Origin of the sequence: Streptomyces sp. NPDC087300, from assembly GCF_044744425.1 — a bacterium.
Taxonomy (GTDB): Bacteria; Actinomycetota; Actinomycetes; order Streptomycetales; family Streptomycetaceae; genus Streptomyces.
The window spans coordinates 289,801-316,458 of the sequence record NZ_JBIUYI010000008.1 but is presented as its reverse complement, the minus strand read 5'-3'; the positions used below and the strand labels follow the sequence as shown (position 1 = coordinate 316,458).

Sequence of the window (26,658 nt, the reverse complement as noted above, 5' to 3'; positions counted from 1 at the left end):
GCGCGCGCAAGCAAGAACGGCCGACAGCCGTCGGATCACGCAAGCCCAGCGGAGCGCTTACGCGTCGACCTTGGCCATGACCTCGTCGGAGACGTCGAAGTTGGCGAAGACGTTCTGCACGTCGTCGCTGTCCTCCAGGGCGTCGATCAGCTTGAAGATCTTCCGCGCGCCTTCCTCGTCGAGCTCGACCTGCATGGTCGGGACGAAGTTGGCGTCGGCCGAGTCGTACTCGATCCCGGCGTCCTGGAGCGCGGTGCGGACCGCGACCATGTCGGTGGCCTCGGAGAGGACCTCGAAGGACTCGCCGAGGTCGTTGACCTCTTCGGCGCCCGCGTCGAGGACCGCGCCGAGCACGTCGTCCTCGGACAGCTCGCCCTCACCCTTGGGGACGATCACGACACCCTTGCGGTTGAACAGGTACGAGACGGAGCCCGGGTCGGCCATCGAGCCGCCGTTGCGCGTCATGGCGACGCGGACGTCGGACGCGGCGCGGTTGCGGTTGTCGGTGAGGCACTCGATGAGCACCGCGACGCCGTTCGGTCCGTAGCCCTCGTACATGATCGTCTCGTAGTCGGCGCCACCGGCTTCGAGACCGGCACCGCGCTTGACCGCGGAGTCGATGTTCTTGTTCGGGACCGAACTCTTCTTGGCCTTCTGGATGGCGTCGAAGAGGGTCGGGTTACCCGAGATGTCGGCGCCGCCGGTGCGGGCCGCCACCTCGATGTTCTTGATCATCTTCGCGAAGAGTTTGCCGCGCTTGGCGTCGATCACGGCCTTCTTGTGCTTCGTCGTAGCCCATTTAGAGTGGCCGGACATCTGCCTGTCTCCTTCGCGTTACCCAACAACCAGTAAGAACTCTCCCAGACCTTAAGGCCCCGGGGGGATCCCGGGAGATCCTACTAGGATCCCGCGCGCCCGGTCCCCCGCACCATGTCCACGAACAGCGCGTGGATGCGGTGGTCACCCGTCAGCTCGGGGTGGAACGAGGTGGCGAGCGCATTCCCTTGACGCACGGCGACGATGTGGCCCCCGTGCTCGGCGAGCACGTCGACCTCGGCGCCGACCGACTCCACCCAGGGGGCCCGGATGAAGACGCCCTCCACGGGGGCACCCGCCACGCCCTTGACGCCGACGGACGCCTCGAACGACTCGTTCTGCCTGCCGAAGGCGTTGCGCCGCACGATCATGTCGATGCCGCCCACCGTCTCCTGGCCCGAGCGCGGGTCGAGGATCTTGTCGGCGAGCATGATCATGCCCGCGCAGGTGCCGTAGACGGGCATGCCGTCCCGCACGCGCGCGCGGAGGGGTTCCAGGAGGCCGAACAGGGCGGCCAGCTTGGAGATGGTGGTGGACTCGCCGCCGGGGATGACGAGGCCGTCCACCTCGGCGAGTTCCTCCGGGCGCCTGACCGGCCTGGCCACGGCGTCCGCCGAGGCCAGGGCGATCAGGTGCTCCCGTACGTCCCCCTGCAGAGCGAGGACGCCCACTACGGGAGTGGTCATCACCAGCCCCGGTTCGCGTAGCGCTCGGTCTCCGGCAGGGTGTCGCAGTTGATGCCGACCATGGCCTCGCCGAGGTTGCGGGAGGCGTCCGCGATGATCTTCGGGTCGTCGAAGAAGGTGGTCGCCTTCACGATCGCGGCGGCGCGCTTGGCCGGGTCGCCGGACTTGAAGATGCCGGAGCCGACGAAGACGCCCTCGGCGCCGAGCTGGCGCATCAGGGCGGCGTCGGCGGGGGTCGCGACGCCACCGGCCGAGAAGAGGACCACGGGGAGCTTGCCGAGCTCGGCGGTCTCCTTGACCAGCTCGTACGGGGCGCGCAGGTCCTTGGCGGCGGCGTACAGCTCGTTGTTGTCGAAGCCGCGCAGCTTGGCGATCTCGTTCTTGATCTGGCGCAGGTGGCGGACGGCCTCGACGACGTTGCCGGTGCCGGCCTCACCCTTGGAGCGGATCATGGCCGCGCCCTCGGCGATGCGGCGCAGCGCCTCGCCCAGGTTGGTGGCGCCACAGACGAACGGGGTCGTGAACGCGAACTTGTCGCTGTGGTTGACCTCGTCGGCCGGGGTGAGGACCTCGGACTCGTCGATGTAGTCGACGCCGAGGGACTGGAGCACCTGGGCCTCGACGAAGTGGCCGATGCGGGACTTCGCCATGACCGGGATGGAGACGGCCTCGATGATCTCTTCGATCATGTTCGGGTCGGACATCCGGGCGACGCCGCCGTCCTTGCGGATGTCGGCGGGGACCCGCTCCAGCGCCATGACGGCGACGGCGCCGGCGTCCTCGGCTATCTTCGCCTGCTCGGCGTTGACGACGTCCATGATCACGCCGCCCTTGAGCTGCTCGGCCATGCCGCGCTTCACGCGCGCGGTGCCGGTCTCGGGCGACGGGTTGCTGCTGGAGGGGGTGTTCGACACGGAGGTGACCTCACTCGCTGAAGAGGGTTTCTGCAGCTCCGAGGAAACTCCCGGGGACCAGGCCACAGCAAGGGCCAATGGATGACCGGTGGCTCATTTTCCCGGGACGTGGCTGGTCAGCGGCGTGCCGTGCGGTGCCGACCTGCGCTTTTGCGCCTCTACATAGGTGCGTACGCGGGTGGACTCCGGCCTCCGTGGACGCCCTGTCGCTACGCGGTCGCGCGGTCCGCGAGGGCAACCGGCGGTTCGTCGTCCATCTCGAACGCCATCGGGAACGGCGCGTGCCCCGCGAGCCGGAACCAGCGGACCTTGCGGTGCCTGCGCAGCGCGCGGGCCGCGCGCACCGCGTCGTTGTGGAAGCGCCTCGCCATCGGCACCCGGCGGACCGCGGCGGCGAGTTCGGTCGCCGCCTCGTCGCCGCCCGGCGCCTCGCGCAACGCCTCGACCTGCCCGGCCTCGCCGAAGATGGCACGCAGCGCCTGGCTCAACTCGCTCTCGGCGACCTCGCGCTGCTCCTCCTCCGCCTGCCGGGCCGCGTGCGCCGCCTCGTAGAGCACGATCGAGGCGGCGGGGTCGAGGACTCCGGACGTGGCCAGCTCCTGGGCGACCGAGGCGCGGCGCAGCAGTTGGGCGTCGAGGGCGGCGCGGGCCGCGTCGATGCGTGCGTGCAGGCGGTCGAGTCTGCCCGCGGTCCAGCTCAGGTAGAGGCCGATCGCGAAGAGGGCGGCTGCGATCCAGATCAAGGTGGAGGTCACGGGCGGCAAGGGTACCTTCGGGTGGGGGCGGGATGGTCAGGTCCGGGGCCGGGGCTACCGTGCCGGTGGCTGTGCGGTCCGTACGCCTGCCTCGGGGGCTTCGCCCCCGGGCCCCCAGTCCTCAAACGCCGGACGGGCTGGGCTTGGCCCCCCACGCCCGGCGCGCCGAACCCAGCACACGGAGGACCGACCTAGTTCTTCTGCGCCAACCCGAACCTCGCCCGCAACCCCGTCCGTTCGTCCGTTGCCACCGAAGCCGCGCCGTCCGTCACCGTTTCGTAGACCGCGAGGATGTCCGCGCCCACCGTCGACCAGTCGAAGCGGCGGACGTGGGCGCTGCCCCGGTCGCGCAGGCCTTCGCGGCGTTCTGGGTCGGCCAGGAGGCGTACGGCTGCCTTGGCCAGGGATTCCGCGTCCTCGTTGGTGAACAGGTCGCCCGCCGCGCCCTGGTCGAGGACCTGGGCGAAGGCGTCGAGGTCGCTGGCGAGTACCGGCGCGCCCGCCGACATCGCCTCGACCAGGATGATCCCGAAGCTCTCGCCGCCGGTGTTCGGGGCGACGTACAGGTCGACGCTGCGCAGCAGCCGCGCCTTGTCCTCGTCGCTGACCATGCCGAGGAACTCGACGCGGGAGCGGAGTTCGGCGGGGAGGGAGGCCACCGCCTCCTCCTCGTCGCCCCGGCCCGCCACCAGGAGGCGGGCGTCCGGGCGTTCGGCGAAGATCTGCGGCAGGGCCTTCATCAGCACCGGAAGCCCCTTGCGGGGTTCGTCGATGCGGCCGATGAAGCCGATGGTCCCGCCCTGCCACTCGGGCTTGGGCTCGGCGTCGGCGAAGAAGTCGACGTCCACGCCGTTGGGGATGACGACCGCGTCGCCGCCCAGGTGTTCGACCAGGGTCCGGCGCGCGTACTCGCTCACCGCGATGCGCGCGCTGATCTTCTCCAGGGCGGGCTGCAGGATCGGGTACGCGGCGATCATCGCCCGCGAGCGCGGGTTGGACGTGTGGAACGTCGCCACGATCGGGCCCTGCGCGGCCCAGCAGGTCAGCAGGCCGAGCGAGGGCGAGGCCGGCTCGTGGATGTGGATGACGTCGAACGTGCCGTCGTGCAGCCATCGGCGTACCCGCGCGGCCGACAGGAAGCCGAAGTTGAGCCGGGCGACCGAGCCGTTGTACGGCACGGGAACGGCCCGGCCCGCCGACACGACGTACGGCGGCAGCGGGGTCTCGTCGTCGGCCGGGGCGAGGACGGAGACCTCGTGTCCGAGGCGGATGAGGTGCTCCGCCAGATCGCGGATGTGGAACTGGACGCCGCCCGGCACGTCCCAGGAGTACGGGCAGACGATGCCGATCCTCACGAGCGCCCCTCCGCCCGAGCCTCGTCGGGGCGGGGTTCCAGGTCGGCGAGCCACAGACGCTGCAGCATGTGCCAGTCCTCCGGATGGTCGGCGATACCCGTGGCGAAGGCGTCGGCCAGGGCCTGCGTCATGACAGACGTCTTCTCGGCCTTGGTGCCTGTCTCAGGGACGTCGATGGGTGGGTGGACGCGGCCCTTCATGACGGGCGAATCGTCGTACCAGAGGGTGACGGGAAGCAAGAGCGCGCCGGTCTGCTGGGCGAGCATCGCGGGCCCCGCGGGCATCCGGGCGGTGTCTCCGAAGAACTTGACCTCCACTCCGGAGGACGACAGGTCACGGTCGGAGACGAGACAGACCAGGCCGCCCGCGCGCAGGCGGCGGGCCAGGGTGCCGAAGGCGGATCCTCCGGTGTGCGGCAGGACCTCCATGCCGAGGCTCTCGCGGTAGGCCACGAAGCGGTCGTAGAGCGTCTCGGGCTTGAGCCGTTCGGCGACGGTGGTGAAGGGGGTCTCCAGCTTGGTGGTGACCCAGGCGCCCGCGAGGTCCCAGTTGCCCAGGTGCGGCAGGGCGAGGACGACGCCCTTGCCCGACGCGAGCCCGTCGGTGAGGTGGTGGACGTCCTTGACGTCGAAGCCGTTCCTGACCCGCTCCCTGCTCCAGGAGGGGAGGCGGAAGGACTCCATCCAGTAGCGCAGGTAGGAGCGCATGCCCGCCCTGGAGAGCTCGGCGAGCCGCTCCGGGGTGGCGTCGGGCACCACGCGCGCGAGGTTGGACTCCAGGCGCAGGACGCCCTTGCCGCGCTTCTTCCAGACCGTGTCGGCGATGGTCCTGCCCAGGCGGTCGGCGACCGGCTCCGGCAGCTTCTTGACGGTGCTCCAGCCGAGCCCGTACAGCGCGTCGGTGAGTCGGTCCTTCACTGCGCGGCCTCACTCTCCTGGGCCTGCGCGGCCGCGGCGGCGTCCGCCTCCGCGGATTCGCGGCGCACGGTCACGACCCGCTGGACGAGGGTGACGGCGCTGCCCGCGGCGACGATCCACAGGGCGATGGGCAGCAGGACCTGGATGCCGGGCACGCCGAACTTGTGGAGCCCCGCGAGGCCCGCGGCGACCAGCGTGATCACCAGGCGCTCGGCGCGCTCCACCAGGCCGTTGACGGCGACGGGCAGGCCGATCGCCTCGCCGCGCGCCTTCGTGTACGAGACCACCTGGCCGCTGGCCAGACAGAAGATGGAGACGGCGCACAGCACGTTGTCGTCGCCGGAGCCCGCGTACCAGAGGGCGAGGCCGCCGAAGATCGCGCCGTCCGCCACCCGGTCGAGCGTGGAGTCCAGGAAGGCGCCCCAGCGGCTGGAGCGGCCCAGCTGGCGCGCCATGTTGCCGTCGACGAGGTCCGAGAAGACGAACAGCGTGATGACGATCGTGCCCCAGAAGAACTCTCCCCGGGGAAAGAAGACCAGCGCTCCCGCCATCACACCGGCCGTGCCGATGAACGTGACCGCGTCGGGGCTCACCCCGCGGCGGATGAGAAACGCGGCGAACGGTGTGAGGACACGCGTGAAGAATGCACGCGCGTACTTGTTCAGCATGGCCTTCCCGAGGGGTCGGTGCGCCGCGCGGCCCCGTTGGCCACCGGCTGGCCCATCGTAGTCACGACGTTGACGGACCGGCTCGCGCCCTCACGTTCACGTACGACGTATGGACGCAGAGTGACCCGAGTGGAAAGCTCGAAAGCACCGCGGGCGTCGCCGGAGCCGACCCGCACGCGGCCCCGCGTGTCCGCGAGCAGCCAGCATCCCCGAGGGGGCTTCAGGCTCCTCACCGTGCACGTAACCGGGAGGCCAAGGCATGGGCGACAAGGCGAACGCACACCCCGGAGCCGCCGGCAGGGCAGCATCGGCCGACCACCCCGCGTCCGTACGGAATGTGGTGCTGGTCGGCCACAGCGGATCGGGCAAGACGACTCTGGTGGAGGCCCTCGCGCTGACCGCGGGGGCGGTGAACAGGGCGGGCCGCGTGGAGGACGGCGGCACCGTCTCCGACTACGACGAGATCGAACACCGGCAGCAGCGCTCGGTGCAGCTGTCCCTTGTCCCCGTCGAATGGGGGGACTACAAGATCAATCTCCTGGACACACCCGGCTACGCCGACTTCGTCGGGGAGCTGAGGGCCGGTCTGCGCGCGGCGGACGCGGCCCTTTTCGTCGTCTCGGCGGCGGACGGCGTGGACGGCGCGACCCGCATGGTCTGGGAGGAGTGCGCGGCGGTCGGCATGCCGCGGGCGATCGTGATCACCCACCTGGAATCGGCCCGCGCCGACTTCACCGAGATGACCCGCACCTGCGCGCAGGCGTTCGGCGCGGACGACCCGGACGCCGTTCTCCCGCTGTATCTGCCGCTCCACGGCGAGCAGGGCCCGGACGGGCACGCACCGGTCACCGGGCTGATCGGGCTGCTCTCGCAGCGGATCTTCGACTACGCGTCGGGCGAGCGCAAGGAGTCCGAGCCGGGCGCCGACCAGCTGCCGCTGATCGAGGAGGCGCGCAACAAGCTCATCGAGGGGATCATCGCCGAGAGCGAGGACGAGTCCCTCATGGACCGCTATCTCAGCGGCGAGGACATCGACTTCAAGACGCTCGTGGACGACCTGGAACGGGCCGTGGCGCGCGGCATCTTCCACCCCGTGCTCGCCGCCGCCCCCGCCGCGGAGGGCGCCCGTCAGGGCATCGGCACGGTCGAACTCCTGGAACTGATCACGGGCGGCTTCCCGACCCCGCTGGAACACCCGGCGCCCGCCGTCACCACACCGGACGGCAGGGCTCGGCCCGCGCTCTCCTGCGACCCCTCGGGGCCGCTGGTCGCCGAGGTGGTGAAGACGGCGTCCGACCCCTACGTCGGCCGCATCTCGCTGGTGCGCGTCTTCTCCGGAACGCTGCGCCCCGACGAGACCGTGCACGTGTCCGGGCACGGGCTCGCCGACCGCGGGCACGAGGACCACGACGTCGACGAGCGGGTCGGCGCCCTCTCCGCACCCTTCGGCAAACAGCAGCGCACGCTGACCCGGTGCGTGGCGGGTGACCTGGCGTGCGTGGCCAAGCTGAGCCGCGCCGAGACCGGCGACACCCTCTCCGCCAAGGACGATCCGCTCCTGATGGAACCCTGGACCATGCCCGACCCGCTCCTGCCGCTGGCCATCCAGGCACACAGCAAGGCGGACGAGGACAAGCTCTCGCAGGGGCTCGCGCGTCTGGTCGCCGAGGATCCGACGATGCGGCTCGAACAGAACCAGGACACGCACCAGGTGGTCCTGTGGTGCCTGGGCGAGGCACACGCGGACGTCGCCCTCGAACGGCTGCGCAGCCGCTACGGCGTGCAGGTCGACGTCGTGCCGCACAAGGTCTCCCTGCGGGAGACGTTCGCGGGCAAGTCCGGTGGCCGGGGCCGTCATGTGAAGCAGTCCGGCGGGCACGGGCAGTACGCGATCTGCGAGATCGAGGTCGAACCGCTGCCCGGCGGCAGCGGCATCGAGTTCGTCGACAAGGTCGTCGGCGGTGCGGTCCCCCGCCAGTTCATCCCGTCCGTCGAGAAGGGCGTGCGCGCGCAGGCGTCGAAGGGCGTCGCCGCCGGGTACGCGCTCATCGACGTACGCATCACGCTCCTCGACGGCAAGGCGCACTCGGTGGACTCCTCCGACGCCGCGTTCCAGACGGCGGGCGCGCTCGCGCTGCGCGAGGCCGCGGCGGAGGCGCGGATCCACCTCCTCGAACCGGTCGCGGAGGTACAGGTGTTGGTCGGTGACGACCACGTGGGCGCGGTGATGAGCGATCTGTCGGGGCGGCGCGGCCGGGTCGTGGGCACCGAGCAGGCGCCCGGCGGGCGCACGCTGGTGCGGGCCGAGGTGCCCGAGATCGAGATCGGCCGGTACGCGGTGGACCTGCGGTCCCTCTCGCAGGGCACCGCGCGCTTCAGTCGTACGTACGCACGGCACGAGCCGATGCCGCCGCAGCTCTCCGACCGGATCCGCGAACGGGCGGGGGACGCCACGTAGTTGAGCGGCGTCCTTCGGTCACCGTCCGCGCCGGGCGGACGGTGACCGGCCGCATTCCGTCGTCCGCCGACAGATGTCGGTGCGCCCGGATACGCTGATGACCTGATCAACAGATGTGCCCGGCGGCAACAGGTGTGCCGGACAGGGAAGTCGGGAAGAGCCGCAGCAGCGAAGGCGTCGCGGCGATGGGGGCGGCAGTGGCGGACGATGGATTCGACTTCAGGCCGGGGGCCCAGGTCCCGCTCTCCGGCGCGGCAGGCCAGACGGCGGCGACGCACGCCCTGGCCTCGGCCGCGTACCGCGACAGCGACGTGGACGAGATCCTCAAGGCCAACAGCGAGTGGCACAAGTCCGAGGTGAAGTCCGGCCTCTGGTCACTGTTCAAGCCGAGTCTGGGCGAGGCGTTCGCGCGGACCGTGCAGGTGCGGATGATCGGCGGCGGCCGCAAGCCGCTCATCCAGTCCTTCGGCATCGAGCCGCAGTCGGTCGTCGAGCACTGCCTCGCGGCGAGCAACATCCGCAAGCAGCGCGACAGCTGGCTCACCGCCGTGATGGTGCTGTGCGGGGTCCTCTTCCTGCCCGGCCTGCTCGTCTGGCTCGCGGTCTTCACCATCAGGCGCCAGGTCGCCAAGAGCGACAACAAGCGCGCGAGCGCGCTGGCCACGGCCGTGCTGGTCGCGGTGGGCGTGCTCGCCGTGCTGTTCCTGCTCAAGCTGCCGTTCGGCGGCTTCTGGGCCTGGTACCTGCGCGCGGCGATCGTGCTGCCCGTGGTCGGCTGGTTCTGGGCCAAGCAGATCTCCGAGCGCACCGCGAAGGACATGCGCGAGCGCTGGTCGAGCCTCCTCGCGGGCGGCGGCATCGGCGCGAAGATCCCCGAGGCGGTGCCCGGCAGCCCCGGTGAGACGGCCGCCGAGCGGCTCCGGCAGGGCCTCGCCCGGCTCTCCGCCGAGCAGCAGAGCAACTCCGTGTTCTACGCGGGGCCCAAGGGGATACTGGGCATGGGCACGCGCTGGGGCAGCTGGCAGCTGGCGGAGGAGCTGGTGCCCGCCGAGGAGAACAAGGAGATCCACCCCTTCCGCAGCTGGGACGTCATACGCGCGGTGCACGACCAGCTCCGCATGCTGGAGCGCGGCCCCCTGCACACCGGCGGCTTCACGCCCCCGTCGATAAAGCACTGGGTCGTCTCCCCCATCGGGGAGAACGCGAAGGCGGTGGCCCGCCCCACCGGCACGGACGTCGAGGCGTTCCAGGTCCGCGGCCACGAGATCCAGCGCATCTGCAACGAGCAGCAGTTCGGCAGCGGCGACCGGCACTACCTGGGCGTCCAGTTCACGCTCTGGGACGGCCAGTTGGTCATCACCATGCTGATCACGGTGACGGTCCTGCACGAGACGCTGCGCATCGAGGTCACCGGGCACGCGCTCGGCCCGGTGCACTCTCTCTTCACCAGCAAGCCCGCCCCCAAGACGAAGACGGTCGCCAAGCCGATCAAGTTCTGGGAGACCACCGAGCGCAGCCTGCCGCTGGTCGACGCGGACGAGGTCGTACGCCTCGCGGTCCGCGCCCCGTTCACCTGGTACCCGCCGCTGCTCGACTACCTCGGCGGCAAGCTGGCGCTGCCCGAGCCCTTCGGTCTGCGGCACGCCTGGGCGGACAAGCCGTGGCGGCACCGCTTCATGGCCGACGACGCGCTGCGCGCCGCCACGCCCGTGCTGCGCGTGGTGCACTCCGCCGCCATCAAGGTCTTGCAGGAGAACGGCGTGAACACGGATAAGTTCGGCGCCCGTTCCAGCTTCCTCAGCGGCATGGTCCAGGACCCGATGCCGCGGAAGGCGGACGTGTACGACGCGTGAGACGAGGGCGGCGGGGTTCCCACACCCCACCGCCCTCTCATCTCACCTGTCCCACCTCACCCGACGTTCGGGTCAGATGGCCTGCCACAGGGCGGGAACGTTCGGCGGCTCCCAGCCCGGGTAGGCGGTGTGGCCCTGGATGCAGCGGTAGCGGACGCCGTTGTACGTCACGACGTCACCCGCCTTGTAGGTGGCACCCAGTTGCCAGGTGGTCTCGCCGCCGCCCGGCACCGTGAGGGTGTAGGTGGTGGTGTGGGTGACCTGCCCGGTGCCGGTGAACGTCAGCGTGTACGTGCCGGCGGTGGTGCCCGCGGCGACCTCGACGGTGGCCGTCGCCGAGTCACCCGAGAGCACCGCGTCCGGGCTGATGGAGACGCTCACCCCGGACGGGGCGCCCGAGGCCGTGAGCGCCACCTTCTGCGCCGACCCGCTGGTCGTGGCGGTGGCGAGGGTGACCTTCGCCGAGGAGCCCGGCTCGACCGTGCCCGACGCCGGGTTCGCGGCGAGGGAGTAGTCGTCCGTCGGGGCGGGCTTGTCGCCCACCGCCGTCTTCCAGATCGCGTACGCGATCCCGTCCGAGCTGCGGTCCAGCGAGGTGGCGCTGACGTTGGCGGTGGTGTCACAGGCGGAGTGGTAGCACGGGTCGTACGCACGGCCCGCGGTGCCGCCCCACTTCGCGGCCTCCGCCGCGGACTTCGTGGCCGAGGCGCCGGTGGCGTAGCCGGAGGTCGGGACGCCGACGCGCTGGAAGGAGGCGTCGTCCGAGCGGCCCTGGCCCTCGACGTTCTCCTGGGGCGCGAGGTTGAGCGACGTCCAGTAGTCCCGCAGCGGCTTGGAGGCCGTGGCGGTCAGGTTGTTGATGAAGTACCCGGCGTTCCCCGAGCCCACCATGTCGAAGTTGTAGTACGCCTTGATCTTGGCCCGGTCGGTGGCCGAGAGCGAACCCGCGTAGTAGTCGGAGCCGTTGAGGCCCTGCTCCTCGTCGGTCCACCAGGCGAACCGGACGCGGTTCTTCATCGTGGGGTTGCTCTGCGCCAGGGACAGCGCGGCCTCCAGGATCGCGGCGGATCCCGAGCCGTTGTCGTTGATCCCGGGCCCGGCCGCCACGCCGTCCAGGTGCGCGCCGAACATGTAGACGTTGTCCGCGTCGCCCTGCGGCCACTCGGCGATCAGGTTGTTGCCCGCGCCCGCGGAGCAGCCGGAGGCGCAGCTCTGCTCGGTGACCTGGTATCCGGCGGCCTCCAGCTTGCCCTTGACGTACGCGAGGGAGGCCCGGTAACCGGCGCCGGTGGCGCGGCGGTTGCCGCCGTTCTGCGAGGCGATGGTGTTGAGCTGCGTCAGGTGCGCCTTGACCTTCTCCACGTCGATGTCCGGCGGGGTGGTCGGGTTCCCGCCGCCGCCCACGGTCAGCGTGTACTGGGCGGTGTGCGTCTTGGTGCCCGCGGTGCCCGTGACGGTGATCGGGTAGGTGCCCGGCGTACTGGACGCCGAAGTGGTGATCTTCATGGTGGCGTTGGAGCCGGACGTGACGGTCCCCGGGTCGAAGGAGACGTTGACCCCCGTCGGCGCGCCCGCCGCGGTCAGCGAGATCTGCTGGGCGCTGCCGGTGACGGTCGTGGTGTTGACCGTGGCCGTGGTCGAGGCCCCCGCGTCGACCTGCCCCGAGGCCGGGCTGAGCGCGAGGGAGAAGTCGCTCTGCTGCCCGGAACAGGTCGGGTCACCGCTCTGCGCCGGGATGCTGATGGCGTCCCAGGCGGCCTTGGTGGCGTTGAACAGGTCGCAGCTCGCGTCCAGGTTCTTCGCCGAGGTGAGCGTGGCGGTGCGGTAGCGCTTGTACGTCATGCCGCTGGTCTTGAGCAGCATCGCGCCGTAGAAGACCTTGCCGGCGTTCTTGACGCCCACGCCGGTCACCTGCTGGTTGTTGCAGGTGGGGCTGGAGGGCTTGCCGCCGCCAGGGTTGGAGCCCTCGGCGAGCAGGTAGAACCAGTGGTTCATGGGCCCCGCCGCCTTGTGCTCCTCGGTGTTGGGGATCGAGGCGGAGTAACAGTTGGGGTCGTTGTTGACCCGGCTCGGGTCGTACATGTTGCGGATCGGCCCGCGCCCCTGGAGGTTGATCATTTCCCCGACGGTGTAGTCCGGGGTGTCGTAGGGAGCGGGCTCGTTGATGTACGCCTCGGTCAGGGCGCCCATGATGTCGCCGGTCGCCTCGCCGAGGCCGCTCTCGTGGTTGGCGCCGCCGGGGGTGTTGGAGTCCAGGCCGTGGCCGAACTCGTGGGCGACGACGTCCACTCCGGCGATCCACTCATTGGCGCTGTTGTGGCCGATGGTGACCGACGAGCCGTCCCAGTAGGCGTTGAGGTCGTTGAGGCCCACGCTCACCGGCCAGCTGCCGCCGTTGCCGTTGTGCCCGTTGCGGCCGAACCACTCCTTGAGCATGTTCGACTGCTTCTGCGCGGCGAACATCACGTCGACGCAGCCGGTCTCCCTGCTGGTGGGGTTGCCGGTGCCCCAGTCGTCGGTCGCCTTGCTGAAGACGCTGCCCTGGTAGCTCGAACACTGCAGACCGGGGCGCGTGGTGTCGCGCAGCACGTAGTTGCTGCCGGACTTGGAGGTGTCGATGGTCAGCGGGTCGGGGCCGTTCCACTTGCTGTGTCCGGTGCCCGCGCGCACGTCGTCGTAGGTGTCGATGACCTTGCCGGTGCGCGCGTCGACGAAGACGTGCAGCTTGCTGGGGTCGCCCGCCTTGGTCCTGCCGGTCAGCTTCGTCTCCCAGGCGAGCGCGGGCGCGTCCTTCTTGACCCGGACCACCAGGCGCTCGGCGTCGACCTTCTTGACCGAGGCCAGCTTCGCGCGGCTCGTCCTGACCGCCTGCGCCCGCGTCACCTTCGCCTTGGTGCCGACCGAGATCCTCGCGTCGGACGCGGACCGCACGGCGCGGACCTTGCCCTTGCCGTCGGCGAGGACGACCGCGTCGCCGCCCACCACGGGCAGCCCGCGGTAGGTCCGCTCGTACGCGACCGAGTAGAGGCCCTTGGTCCAGGGGGTGACCTCGTGTCGGTCGTACTGCTCCTCGGGGCCCACGGCCAGCGAGTCGAGGCCGCTGCGCACCGCCTTGTCGGCGGCCGCGAGGGCCTTCGCGAGGGGGTCCGGCTTGGCCGCGGCCGGTGCGGGCTGCGCCGCCGCGGCGAGGGACACCGGTACCGTCACCCCCGCTAACGCCATGACCAGGGTTATCCCGGCCGCTGCGGATCTTCTGAGCATCACGGCTCCTTGTGAGAGGTGTTGAGGCTCCATCGGGCCAGGGGGGAGCACGTGCGTCGGGCCGTGTGGTCGCGCCCGCCGCTCCGCTTGCGGAGTGGCGGTGACATGACACCCTCGTGGCTGGCGGAACCCTCACACCGGCCCGGTCCCCGGTCAATGGATTCCCGGCGTCCGGTACGCCCTGGCAAGAACTGGCAAGCGCGGCACGGCCGCGCCGCCTCACTCCGACACGCCCCGCAGCCGCTCCCGGTACTCCCTGACCTCCGGCAGGTCGCCCCAGTTCCGCGCGAGGCGCCCGTGCAGTCCGCGCAACTCGACGGTGACCATCAGCTGCCGTGCGCGCACGGCCTCTTCAAGGACGGGCTGCGCCAGGGCGACCGCCGCGACGGGATCACCGGCGCAGGCCCAGCTGTCCGCGAGGCGCAGCGTGAGCAGCAGACGGGTCGTGTGCATCCCGGGTGGCAGCAGCGCGTGCGAGCGGGCGGTGGCCTCGATCGCGCGCCGGGCCACCGTCCGGTCCTCCGTGACCACCGCGAGGTCGCGCAGCGCCCCGCCGATCGCCGATTCGAGGCGCAGCACCCCCTCCGCGCCGGAGAGCCAGGGCGCTTCGAGGCGGTCCCTGTCGTCCAGCCTGGCGAACCTGCGCCGCGCCATGGAGATGTGCCGTCGGCACGCGTCGGCGTCGTGGTTCAGCGCGTACGCGCGCGCCTGGTACAGGTCGGCCAGGGTCGTCATCCAGCGCCGCTTGGCGTCCACCGCGCCGATGGCCTCCGCGTACACGAGCATCGAAGCGGCGTCCCCGTCGAGCCGGACGAGGGTGGCCATGTCGCTGAGGAGGGTCGCCGTGGCCTCGGCGTCCTGGGCGGCGTCCGCCCAGCGCAGGCCGTGCCCGAACCAGGCCATGGCGACGCCGCTCTGCCCGCGCTCCATCCGCAGCCGCCCGGCGACCTGGGCGTACTGGGCGGCGAGCCGCAGCTGGCCGTACGGCAGACGGCCCGTGGAGTTGACCGCCTCGGCCCAGCGGGCCACGCCGCGCAGCAGCCGTTCCACGGTGTTCACACAGGCGTCGGTGACGCGGACGAACGCCTCCCTGATCAGACAGGCGAGCACGGCGGTCAGGCCGTGCAGCAGCTCCACCTCCGCGCCGCCGGTCTCGCCGACGCCGTCGTACGGCCTGGTCAGCCCGGTCAGCAGGTCGGTCACCGAGCTCCGGTCGGGCGTCGCGCAGCCCACCCTGCCGTGCAGCGGGCAGGCCAGGCCCTCGGCGGGCAGCCGCTCGGGCCAGGGCTGCGCGGTCAGCGGAGCGTCCTCGCCCGCCAGGTCCGCCCCGGGGATCGGCGAGAACAGCGTGGGCGCCGCGGGGAAGAGGCCGGGCGTGCGGAGCGAAGGGGGCGGCGAGGCGATGACGGCGGCGAGCCGCCCGTCGGCCTCCAGGGCCGCGTCGAGCCGGTTCACCAGGTCGAAGGGCGGCTCCCGCAGCCCGCCCTCCAGCCTGCTGATGAAGCTGTGGTGGTAGCCCACCCGCCTGCCGAGCTGAAGCTGGGTGAGTCCGGCCCGCCGACGGTGGAAGCGCAGCTGCCGCCCGAACTCCGCCCACCCCGCGTCAACCGCCTGTGACATGTCGACGGACATGGCCCTCCCTGACCGCGCTCTCCCTGAGAGCAGGGTGGCAGGTGGGGTTGCCGCCTCCAACCCCCTTGCCCTACAGGGGGGTTGACGCTATGCAACAGGCCGCGCGAACAAGCCGTACGACGGCGTCGCCGCTAGCCCGCCTGCGACGGCCAGACGTCGGCGAGCATCTTGCGGGTGTCGGCGAGCAGCTGCGGAAGCACCTTGGTGTGCCCCACGACCGGCATGAAGTTGGTGTCGCCGCCCCAGCGCGGGACGACGTGCTGGTGGAGATGGGCGGCGATGCCCGCGCCCGCCACGGTCCCCTGGTTCATGCCGATGTTGAAGCCGTGCGCGCCGGACGCGGTGCGCAGCGCCGTCATCGCCTGCTTGGTGAGCTCGGCGAGTTCGGCCGTCTCCGGGGCCGTGAGGTCGGTGTAGTCGGCGACGTGCCGGTAGGGCACGACCATCAGGTGCCCGCCGTTGTACGGGTACAGGTTGAGCACCGCGTACACGTGCTCGCCGCGCGCGATCACGAGCCCGTCCTCGTCGGATTTGGCCGGGATGGAGCAGAACGGACAGCCGTCGTCGGCTCCCGGTCCCGTGGGCTTGTTCTCGCCCTGGATGTACGCCATCCGGTGGGGCGTCCACAGGCGCTGGAACGCGTCCTGCGTACCCACTCCGATCTGCTGCTCCGGCTCACTCGTCATGAGATGCAGCATATGACTTCATCCGTTCGCGGCGTGCCGCAGGGGCGGATGTGCGCGGCTCCGGAACGGCGCGAGGCCCCCGGGGGAGTTCCCCCGGGGGCCTCGCGCCGTTCCGCCCTCGGCGGCCGGCCGCCGAGCGGGCTTCCGGTCAGACCTGAGCGCGGTCCTCGACGGCCTTGGTGATCTTGGCGATCGCCTCGTCGACCGGGATGCCGTTCTCCTGCGAGCCGTCGCGGTAGCGGAAGGAGACGGCGCCGTTGGCCATGTCCTCGTCGCCCGCGATGATCATGAACGGGACCTTGGCCTTCTGGGCGTTGCGGATCTTCTTCTGCATGCGGTCCGACGACGCGTCGACCTCGACCCGCAGCCCCTGCTCCTTCGCCTTGGCGGCGAACTCCTGGAGGTAGGGCACGTGCGCGTCGCCGATCGGGATGCCGGTCGCCTGCACGGGGGCCAGCCACACCGGGAAGGCGCCCGCGTAGTGCTCCAGGAGCACCGCGAAGAACCGCTCGATGGAGCCGAAGAGCGCCCGGTGGATCATGACGGGCTGCTGCTTGCTGCCGTCGGACGCGGTGTACTCCAGGCCGAACCGCTTGGGCTGCTGGAAGTCGACCTGGATGGTCGACATCTGCCAGGAACGGCCGATCGCGTCCTTCACCTGGACGGAGATCTTCGGGCCGTAGTACGCGGCGCCGCCCGGGTCGGGCACCAGCGGCAGGTCCTGCTTGGTGGCCGCCTGACGCAGCGCCTCGGTGGCCTCCTCCCACTCCGCGTCCTCGCCGATGAACTTGTCGGACTCGGGGTCGCGGGTGGAGAGCTCCAGCTCGAACTCGGTCAGGCCGTAGTCGCGCAGCAGGTCGAGGACGAAGGTGAGCAGCGAGTCGAGCTCGCCGGCCATCTGCTCCTTGGTGCAGTAGATGTGCGAGTCGTCCTGGGTGAAGCCGCGCGAGCGGGTCAGGCCGTGCACCACGCCGGACTTCTCGTAGCGGTAGACCGTGCCGAACTCGAAGAGCCGCAGGGGCAGTTCGCGGTAGGAGCGGCCGCGCGCCTTGAAGATCAGGTTGTGCATCGGGCAGTTCATCGCCTTGAGGCGGTAGTTCTGCTCGTCGAACTCGATGGCCGGGAACATCCCGTCCGCGTAGTTCGGCAGGTGGCCCGAGATCTCGAAGAGGCGCTCCTTGGAGATGTGCGGGGTGTTCACGAACTCGTAGCCCGTGTCCTCGTGCCGCTTGCGGGAGTAGGTCTCCATCTCCTTGCGGATCACGCCGCCCTTGGGGTGGAAGACCGCGAGGCCCGGACCCAGCTCCTCCGGGAAGGAGAACAGGTCGAGCTCGGCGCCGAGCTTGCGGTGGTCGCGCTTCTCGGCCTCGGCGAGGAACTCCAGGTACGCCTTCAGCTCGTCCTTCGACGGCCACGCGGTGCCGTAGATGCGCTGGAGCTGCGGGTTCTTCTCGCTGCCCCGCCAGTACGCGGCGGCCGAGCGCATCAGCTTGAACGCCGGGATGTTCCGGGTGGTCGGCAGGTGCGGACCGCGGCAGAGGTCCTTCCAGCACAGCTCGCCGGTCTTGGCGTCGAGGTTGTCGTAGATCGTCAGCTCGCCGGAGCCGACCTCGGCGTCGGCGCCGTCGGCGGCCTGCGCCGCGTTGCCCTTGAGGCCGATGAGCTCCAGCTTGTACGGCTCGCCGGCGAGCTCCTCGCGGGCGTCCTCGTCGGTGGTGACGCGGCGCGAGAACCTCTGGCCGCGCTTCTGGATCTCCTGCATCTTCTTCTCGATGCGCTTGAGGTCCTCGGGCGTGAACGGCTCCGCGACGTCGAAGTCGTAGTAGAAGCCGTCCCTGATGGGCGGGCCGATGCCCAGCTTGGCCTCGGGGAAGAGCTCCTGCACGGCCTGCGCCATGACGTGCGCGGCGGAGTGGCGCAGGATGTTCAGGCCGTCCTCGGAGGAGATCTCGACGGGCTCGACCTCCTCGCCCTCGGCCACGGCGTACGCCAGGTCCTTCAGCTCGCCGGCCACCCGCACGGCGACGACGGTGCGCTCACCGGCGAAGAGCTCGGCCGCCGTAGTGCCCGTCGTCACCACGCGCTCTTCCCGCTCGGAATCGCGTTGGATGATCACACGGACGTCTGACACCGGTCTCTCCTAGCTGAAGGGGGTGCGGCGCATTCCGTTGCGCGCGCACTAGGGATCGTACCGAGCCGCGGGGGCCCGCCGCGAAACGGTTGTCCCGCGCCCCCGGAGGCACGCCCTCCGATCCCGCTCCCCACCGGTCCGCGCTCAGTCCCCGCTGCACGCCTCCTCGAAGAAGTCGAGGTTCTCCTGGAGCGACTTCATCAACCGGTCCCGCTCCGCCTCGTCCACCTGTACGGGCACCACCCCGGTCGCCCCCGACAGCCTGCGGAAGCCGCCCCGGCTCTCCAGGCGGCCGTGCACCCGGATCGGCAGCCCGACCAGATGCGCGTGGCCCGCGATGCGGTACGACTCCTCGTCCAGCGTCATCCGCACGTGCGGCACCTCCGCGCCCGCGAGCACCCGGATCCGCACCGTGCCGTCCCCGCGCGGCGAGGCGCGCCGCATCCGCACCACGGCCCCGGTGATCCGCACCGGCACCGAAGGCTCGTCGCGCAGGTACCGGGCGCCCGCCTCCCGCAGCACGGAGAGGTCACCCGGCGAGAACTCCACGGGCTCGGCGTGGGCCGCGCACCCCTCGGGCACCCCGGCGCCCGGCGCCCACTCGACCGCGATCCGCGCTCCTTCGGTGCCCCGCACCAGCGCCACGATCGCCTCGGTCAGCTCCTGGCTGACGCCCGCCTCGACCGCGCCGTCGAAGGCGTCCATGCCGCCGGTCGCGCGCTGGTAGTCGACGGCCTCCCTGGCGGCGTACAGCGCCTGGTGCAGCCGGACCGCGAGCGGCCGCCCGGTCAGCACGGGTACGAAGGCGGTGAGCTGCCGTCCGCCCGCCGCGGGCCCCACCAGGACGGTGTCCAGGGAGGCGGTGGCGGGGCCCCGGTGCCGCGCCCCGTAGTACCCGGCGCGGCCGCGCGCGGCGAGCGCCCCGGCGAGCAGCATCTGCCGTGCCGCGGCGCGCAGTTGTTCCTCGACCGGCCAGGTCGCGGCGCCCGCGGGCCCGGCAGGTACGTCGCGCCACCAGCGGATCTCGTCGCTGGGCACGGCGAGCCCGACGAGCACGTCGCGCGCGGCGGGCGAGGCGCTGCGCGTCAGCGCCACGAGGGCCTCGCCGATCAGGTCCTCGCAGTCGGGGAAGGCCCGGCTCTCCGGGACGAGCAGGCTGGTGCCGCCGCCTCCGGGGCCGGGCGGCGTCCACCGCGCGTAGCGTCCCGCGGCTCCCCCGCGCCGCTGCCAGCCGTGCCGCAGCAGCAGCGCGCCGAGCACGGCGGGGTCGACGTGGGCGGGCTCGGGCGGGTCCGTCCAGCGGCCCGCGACGGGCGCGGGGTGCGGACGGACGGGAGGTACCGGCTCGTCGGAGCCGAAGGGGCGGTGCATCACGGTCTCCCTCCCGTACCGACCCGCGTCATGATCTCGCAGAGGGCGCGGTCGTCGAAGATCCGCGAGGTCGGTACGCGCACGGTGGTCCTGCGCCTGCCGGTCACGGGGTGCCCGGCGAGATTGGTCCAGTAGCAGCAGTGCCGCAGGTCGAGCCGGTCGTGCCCGGCGCGCAGCCAGTCGTCCTGCGACCGGGGCACGAGCATCACGACCAGGATCTTGTGCACCGAGACCGGGGTGCGGGCGAGCTTCTCCAGGTGCGGGTTGTCGAGCGTGAAGGAGAAGGCAGGCCCCGCCGGGTTCGGCGGTATCTGGTACGTGCACTTGAGCTGGACCTTGATGGTGACCTCGTCGTCGACCGTGTGCCCGGGGGCGCTGTGGCTGACGTGCCAGTCGATGCCGTTGTCCGGAAAGGGCTGCGAGAGGGAGCACCCCGCCGCGGCGGCGACGGCGTGCAGATAGCCCACCTGAAGTGTCTCCATACAGGCGGTGGTGGCGAGTGTGCCGCGCGGCGGTGCGATCCGCTCGGGCAGCAGCCCACCCTGTTCGGGCTGCGCGAGCGCCATGTCCAACAAGCCTTCCGAACCCGGTAGTTCCCCGCTCGGGCCGTCGATGTCAAGGCCCGGTACCTCTGTTGTCTCCGGGCCGCGTACAGCGCAAACGGCCCGGGTATCACCAGCGTGGGCAGGGACCGACGTCATCTGCCGGAGCTGAACGAGGAGTTGCGTCACCATGACGTGCTGGTACGAGGGGCCCTTGGCCGCATTCGACACGGAGACCACGGGCGTCGACGTCGAGACCGACCGGATCGTGTCGGCCGCCGTCGTCGTCCAGCAGGGCGCGGGGACCCGTCCGCGCATCACCCGCTGGCTGGTGAATCCGGGCGTTCCGGTGCCCGAAGGAGCCACCGCCATACACGGACTGACGGAGGATCACCTACAGCGCAACGGCCGCTGGCCCGCGCCGGTGATGGAGGAGATAGCCCGCGATCTGGCCGAGCAGGGCGCGGCGGGCCGGCCGATCGTGGTGATGAACGCGCCGTTCGACCTGACCATCCTGGACCGGGAGTTGCGCAGGCACCGCGCCTCGTCCCTGGGCCGGTACATGGAGGGCTCGTCCCTCTGCGTGATCGACCCCCGGGTCCTCGACAAACACCTGGACCGCTACCGCAAGGGCCGCCGCACGCTCACCGATCTGTGCGCGCACTACGAGGTGGAGCTGTCGGACGCGCACGACGCGGCGGCGGACGCACAGGCCGCCCTCGACGTCGTACGCGCGGTGGGGCGGCGCTTCGCGTCCCGCCTGGAGCGGCTCTCACCGGCCGAACTGCACACGCTGCAAGCCGTCTGGCACGCCGCGCAGGCCCGTGGGCTCCAGGCGTGGTTCGCCAAGAGCGGCACGCCCGAAGCGGTGGATCCGGCCTGGCCGCTGCGTCCCGAACTCCCCGCGGCGGCGTGAGCGCGGGGACGCGCGCACTGATCGGGGCAAGAAAAAACCGGTCCGTCTGCTGACGGACCGGCATTCTCCGGGTGGGCGATACTGGGTTCGAACCAGTGACCTCTTCGGTGTGAACGAAGCGCTCTCCCACTGAGCTAATCGCCCGGGAACGCACTGAACAATACAGGTCCGAGCGCCTTTCCTTCAAACCGCTTCCAGGTAGGCCCGCAGCCCCTTCTCCCCCGCCCTCATCATCAGGGCGTGGTTCAGCAGGAAGACGGGCCGCCCCGGCACGGCGAGCCGCCGCATCAGCGGCCTGCGCACGTCGACCTCCTGCTCGTAGACGGCCCGCGTCCCGGTGGGTCCTGCCGCGATCGACCACCGTGCCCAGCCGTCCAGGTGGCCGCTCATGACGATCTCCAGGACGCCGGCCGCCGGGTCGCGGCGCCGCTCCTGGGCGGTGACGACCAGGTCGTACGGCAGGAGGGAGCGGAAGCGCGCGACGCCGCTGTGCTCGTCGACGGGCGTCACCTCGCGCACCTGCCGCCACCACAGCGGATAGTCCTCGACCCGCTCCAGGACGGCGTAGACGTCGGCGGGCGCGCCGGGCAGATCCCAGACGCTGCGGAAGCGGTAGTGGCACCAGTCCATGGCGGCAGTCTGCCGGGTCGGCGCGGGATCCACGCGCAGGAGGTGCCGGGTGCGCACGGGAACTGAGTACGTCCTGAGTATCCGCGCCGATGCCGCGCGGCGTGGCGCGGACCACACTCACCTGACATGACGAACCTTCCGCCACCCGCCGAGGAGCTCCGCATCCTCGACTGGGAGTTGCGCCAACTGGAGGCGCGCAGGACGCAGTTGCTGCGACGCCGGGCCTGGCTGCTCGGCGCCCTGCGCGCGGCGGGCCCGGCCGGGCAGCCCCCTCACCCGGCCGGCCCGCCCGCACCCGAGGCCGCCCCGCCGAGCGTGCAGAACGTGCTGCTCGCCCTCGGCGGCGTGCTCCTGACCATCGCGGCGATCGCCTTCACGGTGGTCAGCTGGGGCCACTTGGGCATCGGCGGACGCAGCGCGGTGCTCGGCGCGGTGACCCTCACCGCGCTCGGCGTGCCCGCGGTGCTGCTGCGCAGGAAGCTTCGCTCGACCGCGGAGACGGTGGCGGCCCTCGCCATGGCCCTGACCGTCCTCGACGCGTACGCGCTGCGCCATCTGGCGCTGCCCGACGTGGATGCCCTCGGTTTCGCGGCGGTGACGTCCGCGCTGCTCGCCTCCGTGTGGGCCGGGTACGGACTGCTCCTCGGCGGGCTGCGTCTGCCGCTGCCCACAGCGGTGGCCACGGCCCAACTCCCGCTGGTCCTCTGGGCGGGGGCCGCGGGCGCGGGCGAGCACACGATGACGGCGGCGCTCCTGGTGACGGCCGCCTTCGACACCGCGCTCGCGCTGTGGGCGGCCGCCAGGTCCGTCCGCCTCACCGCCACGGCCGGTGCCTGCGTGCTGGGTCTGTGGGGTGCGGCGAGCGCGGGCTGGCTGTCCGCGCAGGCCACGGACCCGGCCGGGGCGGCGCGCGCGGGCGCGCTGCTGCTGTTCGCCGCGGCGATCGCGCTGGTGGCGGCGTGGCGGTCGACGCTCGCCGAGGCGGCGACCGGAGCCGCGTGCGCGGCCGGTCTGCTCGTGGTGGCCGCGACCGGCGGGGTGCCGCGGACCGCGCTGCCCGCCGTGTGGACGGTGCCGGTCCATCTGGCGTGCGGCATCGCGCTGTTGGCGGTCCTGCGCGGCACGCTGCCTGATCCGCTGCGGCGCGGGATCGCCGGGGCGTCGGCCGTGGTGCAGGGGATCGCGGTGCTGTGGGCGCTGCCCGTGGCCGCCCTCGCGCTGCTCGGTCCCGTCGGCTGGGCCACCCGGGCCTGGTCGGGCGCGCCCGCGGACGCCAGGGACGCCCTGCTCGTCGAACTCCCCACCGCCCACCCGCTCCTGGCACCCCTGGTGCTCGGCTCCGTGGCCGCGGTGTGCGCGCTCGCGGCGGGCCGGATCGGCGGTACGGGGCAGCGCACGGCCCGCTACGGCGCACTGGCCCTCACCTGGTCGGCCGCGCTCGCGGTGCCGCCCGCGCTCGCCCTTCCGTACGCGGCGGGAGTGTCGGTCCACCTCCTGGTGACGGCCGCCGCGCTCGCTCTCGCGGTGCGGTCCAAGTCGGCCGTCACGGCGCTGGCCGCCTCGGTCCTGGCGCTCGCGTCGTCGGCGAGCGTCGCGTTCCTCGCGCTCGCCACCACGTCCGCGACCCTCGGCACGCTCGCCTTCCTGACGGCGGCTTTCCTGATCGCGTGCGTGGGCCTGGCCCGGCGCGCGGAGCCCGCGCCCGGCGCCGCGGCCCTCTCCGTCTGCGCGACCCTCACCCACACCACGGCGCTCGTCTGCGCCGTGGGCGCCGCCTTGGCGCTGCGCCCGGAGCACACCGGTCTGCTCGCCCTCGCCGTGCCCGCCCTGGCGGCGCTGGTCGCGGCCCGCATGGGCCGCCATCCCCTCGCCCTGCCGGTCGAGATCATGGGCGCCGCGTCGGGCGCGCTCGCCGTCACGCTCACCGCACCGGACGCCCCGACGCTCGCGCTGGCCCTCGGGCTCGGCGGCCTGATCGCGTCGGGCACCGCGCTGCGCGCCGACCGCCACCCCGTCGGGTATGCGGCCGCGGCCCTGCTGGTCCTGGCGAGCTGGGTCCGCCTCGCCGCCTGGGACGTGTCGACACCGGAGGCGTACGCCCTGCCCGTGACCGTCCCCGCGCTGCTCATCGGCGTCCTGCGTCGGCGCCGCGACCCGGAGCTCTCCTCCTGGGCGGCGTACGGTCCGGGTCTCGCCGCGACCCTGCTGCCGAGCCTCGCGGCGGCCTGGGGCGATCCGCACTGGCAGCGCCCGCTGTTGCTCGGCGTCGGGGCCCTGACGGTCACGCTCGTAGGCGCCCGGCACCGGCTGCGGGCGCCGCTCGTCATCGGCGGCGCGGTCCTCGCCCTGGACGCGCTGCACGAACTGGCGCCGTATCTCGTGCAGGCCGTGGGCGTCCTGCCCCGCTGGCTGCCGCCCGCCCTCGCGGGTCTGCTGCTGCTCGCCCTGGGCGCGACGTACGAGCAACGCCTTCGCGACGCACGGCGGTTCCGGAATGTGCTGAACCGAATGCACTGAACGCATGGAATGGGCCCCGGCGATCGCACGCGGGCCCGGCGTATGCGGATCCGTCAATTCCACTGAAAGGCAAGGGAATACGAGAACGGCCCGGAGGCTCTAAAGCCTCCGGGCCGTAATCCGGGGTGGGCGATACTGGGTTCGAACCAGTGACCTCTTCGGTGTGAACGAAGCGCTCTCCCACTGAGCTAATCGCCCCGGGCGCATGGAGAACATTACCGCATGTCAGCGGGTGCTCCGACCGCCCCGGAGTGACCCTCGGGTCACTCCTTGATCTTCCACGGCATCGTGATGCCGAACTTCCAGACGTAGATGCCGACGAGCACCGCGACGATCACGAGGCCGATCGTCGTCAGGATGATGTTGCGGCGGCGCACCTTGGGGTCGAGCGCACGCTGCGCGGCCTCGGTGACCTTGCGCTTGGTCCAGCGCAGCACCAGCTGGGCCCAGACGAACTCGGTCGCCCAGATCGCCATGCCGCCGAAGATCACCAGCCAGCCGGGACCCGGCAGCGGCAGCATGATGATGCCCGCGACGACCACCGCGAGGCCGACGATGAAGACGCCGACCTGCCAGCTCAGGTGCAGCACCCTGCGTGACTGGACGTACTGCGGGGCGCGCGATCCGAGCGGCGGCTCGGTCCCTGCTCCCGGCTTCTCGGCCTGCGGCCCGACGGTCGGTTCCGCGACCTTGGCAGGCTCGTTACTCCCCGTATTCATGCAGCCAAACCTTACCGGACGGAAACCCGTCACCGGAATGGGTGCACACCCGGAGGGGACAACCCGCCGTACGAGCTACCTAAAGACACGCAAAACCCTCAGAGGGGTTTACAACGGCACCGTAGGTGGCATGTCGATTTCGCCGACGTGCGAATCCCCGAGCGCACACTGAGCGAAAGGCCCTGGCGCTTATGAACACCACGGTCAGCTGCGAGCTGCACCTGCGCCTCGTTGTGTCGAGCGAGTCCTCACTGCCTGTACCCGCAGGACTGCGGTATGACACGGCCGATCCCTATGCCGTGCACGCCACCTTCCACACCGGAGCCGAGGAAACCGTCGAGTGGGTGTTCGCCCGCGACCTCCTCGCCGAGGGCCTGCACCGGCCCACCGGTACCGGCGACGTCCGAGTCTGGCCGTCCCGGAGCCACGGTCAGGGCGTCGTCTGCATCGCCCTGAGTTCCCCGGAGGGCGAGGCCCTGCTCGAAGCCCCGGCGCGGGCTCTGGAGTCCTTCCTGAAGCGAACCGACGCGGCCGTGCCGCCCGGTACCGAACATCGTCACTTCGACCTCGACACGGAGCTCTCGCACATCCTGGCCGAAAGCTAGCGCCAGGCGCTGTCGGGAGCCGCTCGACGCCGTCCGACTCGGGGCGACGGCGCACGGGCGTGCGACGCGACACAACGACACAAGGCGAACAGAGCAGGCGTCGGCGCCGTCGCCGCGGATCTCTCCGCGGCGGCGGCGCCGACGCGTCCGGAACCTCGGGCCCCGAGCCCACCCGTCCCGAGCCCGTACGTCCTGACCCGGTCCGTCCAGGGAGGAAGCCGCTAGCATCGGCCAGCATCGGCGGGCACCGGCCCGACCCCCAGGCCAGGGAGCGCATCGTGCTGATCACCCATGACACCCGGTGTTCGCTGGACGCCGTGGTCGATCTGGTGAACACCGCACCGGAGGAGGACGGCGCCGACGGACTCGCTCACGTGGCAGCGCTGGGTGACTTCGTACGAACCCACAACGTGAGCGACGTCGGGGCGCTCTCGGAGCGTGACCTCGACGACGTGCGGCAGGTGCGGGCTCGGTTCGCCGAGGTCTTCGCGGACCCCGAGCCGCGGTCCGCGGCCGCGATCATCAACGAGCTGATCGCGGCGGCGGGCACCACGCCCCGGCTCACCGACCACGACGGCTACGACTGGCACGTCCACTACTTCGCGCCCGGCGCCTCCGTCGCCGATCACCTGGCGGCCGACTGCGGGATGGCGCTCGCCTTCTTCGTGGTCGCCGGTGAGCAGGACCGGCTGCGGCGCTGCGAGGCGCCCGACTGCCGGCGCGCGTTCGTCGACCTCTCGCGCAACCGGTCCCGGCGCTACTGCGACAGCCGCACCTGCGGGAACCGGCTGCACGTCGCCGCCTACCGGGCCCGCCGCAAGGAAGCCGCGGGCTGAGACCCGCACCGGGGTTCCCGGAGCCTCAGAGCAACAGCAGGTCGTGCAGCGAGGCCATCAGGATCAGCGTGCCGATCACCGCCAGAAAGATCATCAAAGGTGGTTGGGAGAGGGCGAAGAGACAGCCCTGCCGCTCTTCGTCGGTGGCTCGCCACTCTTCGTCGGTGACTCGTCGCTCATGGGCCGGTGCCGATCGCCGTCCGTCGTCCGGCGGGGCGGCATCGCCCTGTGTGGTGTCCAGCATCTCGCGGTGATGATGACGCAGGTGCGGCTCCCCCGCCGACCAACACGCCAGGACGAAACAGGAGTTCGCCCCAATCCGTGAACGGGAGAAAGTCCAGCGTCCGGTGCGTTCCGTCCATGGCTGAGGGCCCCCGCGCCTCGCGAGAC

General features: G+C 71.5%; 22 protein-coding genes and 2 tRNA genes. 6 read left to right on the top strand and 18 right to left on the bottom strand.

All coding sequences use genetic code 11. The features are described from left to right. Positions 1-57: 57 nt before the first annotated feature. From ACIO9J_RS32295 to pgsA, 7 genes are all read right to left on the bottom strand, one after another. Positions 58-816 (bottom strand): YebC/PmpR family DNA-binding transcriptional regulator, encoded by a 759-nt coding sequence (locus tag ACIO9J_RS32295; protein WP_402007400.1) that lies wholly within the window; start codon positions 814-816, stop codon positions 58-60. Between the two features lie 83 nt (positions 817-899). Beyond that, entirely contained in the window at positions 900-1,502 is a 603-nt protein-coding gene (gene pdxT, locus ACIO9J_RS32290; protein ID WP_402007398.1) for a pyridoxal 5'-phosphate synthase glutaminase subunit PdxT, read from the bottom strand. After that, positions 1,502-2,416 carry a pyridoxal 5'-phosphate synthase lyase subunit PdxS gene (gene pdxS, locus ACIO9J_RS32285; RefSeq protein ID WP_402007396.1) on the bottom strand — a complete coding sequence of 305 codons (915 nt, stop codon included), beginning with the start codon at positions 2,414-2,416 and terminating at the stop codon, positions 1,502-1,504. Before pdxS ends, pdxT begins: the two co-directional genes overlap by 1 nt. A gap of 209 nt (positions 2,417-2,625) precedes the next feature. Further along, the gene (locus ACIO9J_RS32280) at positions 2,626-3,171 is read right to left on the bottom strand and encodes a hypothetical protein (RefSeq protein WP_098241316.1); all 546 of its coding nucleotides are present in this window, start codon (positions 3,169-3,171) and stop codon (positions 2,626-2,628) included. A 191-nt stretch (positions 3,172-3,362) separates the two neighbouring features. Beyond that, complete coding sequence (locus ACIO9J_RS32275) at positions 3,363-4,526, bottom strand: glycosyltransferase family 4 protein (RefSeq protein ID WP_402007393.1); 1,164 nt, start codon at positions 4,524-4,526, stop codon at positions 3,363-3,365. After that, positions 4,523-5,443 (bottom strand): phosphatidylinositol mannoside acyltransferase, encoded by a 921-nt coding sequence (locus tag ACIO9J_RS32270; RefSeq protein WP_402007391.1) that lies wholly within the window; start codon positions 5,441-5,443, stop codon positions 4,523-4,525. The genes ACIO9J_RS32275 and ACIO9J_RS32270 overlap by 4 nt, the downstream gene beginning before the upstream one ends. Next, the gene (pgsA, locus tag ACIO9J_RS32265; protein WP_402007389.1) at positions 5,440-6,111 is read right to left on the bottom strand and encodes a phosphatidylinositol phosphate synthase; all 672 of its coding nucleotides are present in this window, start codon (positions 6,109-6,111) and stop codon (positions 5,440-5,442) included. The genes ACIO9J_RS32270 and pgsA overlap by 4 nt, the downstream gene beginning before the upstream one ends. 259 nt (positions 6,112-6,370) lie before the next feature. Here pgsA and ACIO9J_RS32260 point away from each other — a divergent pair, with 259 nt between their 5' ends. Together ACIO9J_RS32260 and ACIO9J_RS32255 are read left to right on the top strand one after the other, a co-directional pair. After that, complete coding sequence (locus ACIO9J_RS32260; RefSeq protein WP_402007387.1) at positions 6,371-8,569, top strand: elongation factor G-like protein EF-G2; 2,199 nt, start codon at positions 6,371-6,373, stop codon at positions 8,567-8,569. Positions 8,570-8,754: 185 nt separating this feature from the next. Further along, positions 8,755-10,422, top strand: coding sequence for a hypothetical protein (locus ACIO9J_RS32255; protein ID WP_402007385.1), 1,668 nt, complete (start codon positions 8,755-8,757; stop codon positions 10,420-10,422). Between the two features lie 72 nt (positions 10,423-10,494). On the opposite strand, the gene ACIO9J_RS32250 is transcribed toward ACIO9J_RS32255, so the two are convergent. The 6 genes from ACIO9J_RS32250 to ACIO9J_RS32225 form a co-directional block, all read right to left on the bottom strand. Next, positions 10,495-13,683 carry a M20/M25/M40 family metallo-hydrolase gene (locus ACIO9J_RS32250; protein ID WP_402007383.1) on the bottom strand — a complete coding sequence of 1,063 codons (3,189 nt, stop codon included), beginning with the start codon at positions 13,681-13,683 and terminating at the stop codon, positions 10,495-10,497. A 219-nt stretch (positions 13,684-13,902) separates the two neighbouring features. Continuing rightward, the gene (locus ACIO9J_RS32245) at positions 13,903-15,315 is read right to left on the bottom strand and encodes a helix-turn-helix domain-containing protein (protein WP_402007381.1); all 1,413 of its coding nucleotides are present in this window, start codon (positions 15,313-15,315) and stop codon (positions 13,903-13,905) included. A gap of 131 nt (positions 15,316-15,446) precedes the next feature. After that, a complete protein-coding gene (locus tag ACIO9J_RS32240; protein ID WP_402007379.1) occupies positions 15,447-16,013 on the bottom strand; it encodes an HIT family protein in 567 nt (188 codons plus the stop codon). A 136-nt stretch (positions 16,014-16,149) separates the two neighbouring features. Further along, positions 16,150-18,132, bottom strand: coding sequence for a threonine--tRNA ligase (gene thrS, locus ACIO9J_RS32235; protein WP_402007377.1), 1,983 nt, complete (start codon positions 18,130-18,132; stop codon positions 16,150-16,152). Between the two features lie 144 nt (positions 18,133-18,276). Further along, positions 18,277-19,506, bottom strand: coding sequence for a hypothetical protein (locus tag ACIO9J_RS32230; RefSeq protein ID WP_402007375.1), 1,230 nt, complete (start codon positions 19,504-19,506; stop codon positions 18,277-18,279). Continuing rightward, positions 19,503-20,069: a DUF4365 domain-containing protein gene (locus tag ACIO9J_RS32225; protein ID WP_402007373.1), complete on the bottom strand. Its 567-nt coding sequence runs from the start codon at positions 20,067-20,069 to the stop codon at positions 19,503-19,505. Before ACIO9J_RS32225 ends, ACIO9J_RS32230 begins: the two co-directional genes overlap by 4 nt. A 166-nt stretch (positions 20,070-20,235) precedes the next feature. Between ACIO9J_RS32225 and ACIO9J_RS32220 the strand changes: the two genes are divergently transcribed. Then, positions 20,236-20,961 carry a 3'-5' exonuclease gene (locus ACIO9J_RS32220; protein WP_402007371.1) on the top strand — a complete coding sequence of 242 codons (726 nt, stop codon included), beginning with the start codon at positions 20,236-20,238 and terminating at the stop codon, positions 20,959-20,961. 72 nt (positions 20,962-21,033) lie between these two features. Here the strand turns inward: ACIO9J_RS32220 and ACIO9J_RS32215 are convergent. Together ACIO9J_RS32215 and ACIO9J_RS32210 are read right to left on the bottom strand one after the other, a co-directional pair. Next, positions 21,034-21,105, bottom strand: a tRNA-Val gene (locus ACIO9J_RS32215). Positions 21,106-21,144: 39 nt separating this feature from the next. Further along, positions 21,145-21,591 carry an SRPBCC family protein gene (locus ACIO9J_RS32210; RefSeq protein ID WP_402007698.1) on the bottom strand — a complete coding sequence of 149 codons (447 nt, stop codon included), beginning with the start codon at positions 21,589-21,591 and terminating at the stop codon, positions 21,145-21,147. A gap of 126 nt (positions 21,592-21,717) precedes the next feature. Between ACIO9J_RS32210 and ACIO9J_RS32205 the strand changes: the two genes are divergently transcribed. Continuing rightward, a complete protein-coding gene (locus ACIO9J_RS32205) occupies positions 21,718-24,108 on the top strand; it encodes an SCO7613 C-terminal domain-containing membrane protein (RefSeq protein WP_402007369.1) in 2,391 nt (796 codons plus the stop codon). A gap of 126 nt (positions 24,109-24,234) precedes the next feature. Here ACIO9J_RS32205 and ACIO9J_RS32200 read toward each other — a convergent pair. Both ACIO9J_RS32200 and ACIO9J_RS32195 read right to left on the bottom strand, forming a co-directional pair. After that, positions 24,235-24,306 (bottom strand) — tRNA-Val (locus ACIO9J_RS32200). Positions 24,307-24,371: 65 nt separating this feature from the next. Then, positions 24,372-24,827, bottom strand: a complete 456-nt coding sequence (locus ACIO9J_RS32195; protein ID WP_402007367.1) for a TIGR02611 family protein — start codon at positions 24,825-24,827, stop codon at positions 24,372-24,374. 191 nt (positions 24,828-25,018) lie between these two features. Here ACIO9J_RS32195 and ACIO9J_RS32190 point away from each other — a divergent pair, with 191 nt between their 5' ends. Beyond that, positions 25,019-25,432, top strand: coding sequence for an SsgA family sporulation/cell division regulator (locus ACIO9J_RS32190; RefSeq protein ID WP_003959770.1), 414 nt, complete (start codon positions 25,019-25,021; stop codon positions 25,430-25,432). A gap of 278 nt (positions 25,433-25,710) precedes the next feature. After that, entirely contained in the window at positions 25,711-26,268 is a 558-nt protein-coding gene (locus ACIO9J_RS32185) for a CGNR zinc finger domain-containing protein (RefSeq protein ID WP_402007365.1), read from the top strand. Positions 26,269-26,293: 25 nt separating this feature from the next. Here the strand turns inward: ACIO9J_RS32185 and ACIO9J_RS32180 are convergent, their stop codons facing one another. Further along, positions 26,294-26,512: a hypothetical protein gene (locus ACIO9J_RS32180; protein WP_402007363.1), complete on the bottom strand. Its 219-nt coding sequence runs from the start codon at positions 26,510-26,512 to the stop codon at positions 26,294-26,296. Positions 26,513-26,658 lie beyond the last annotated feature (146 nt).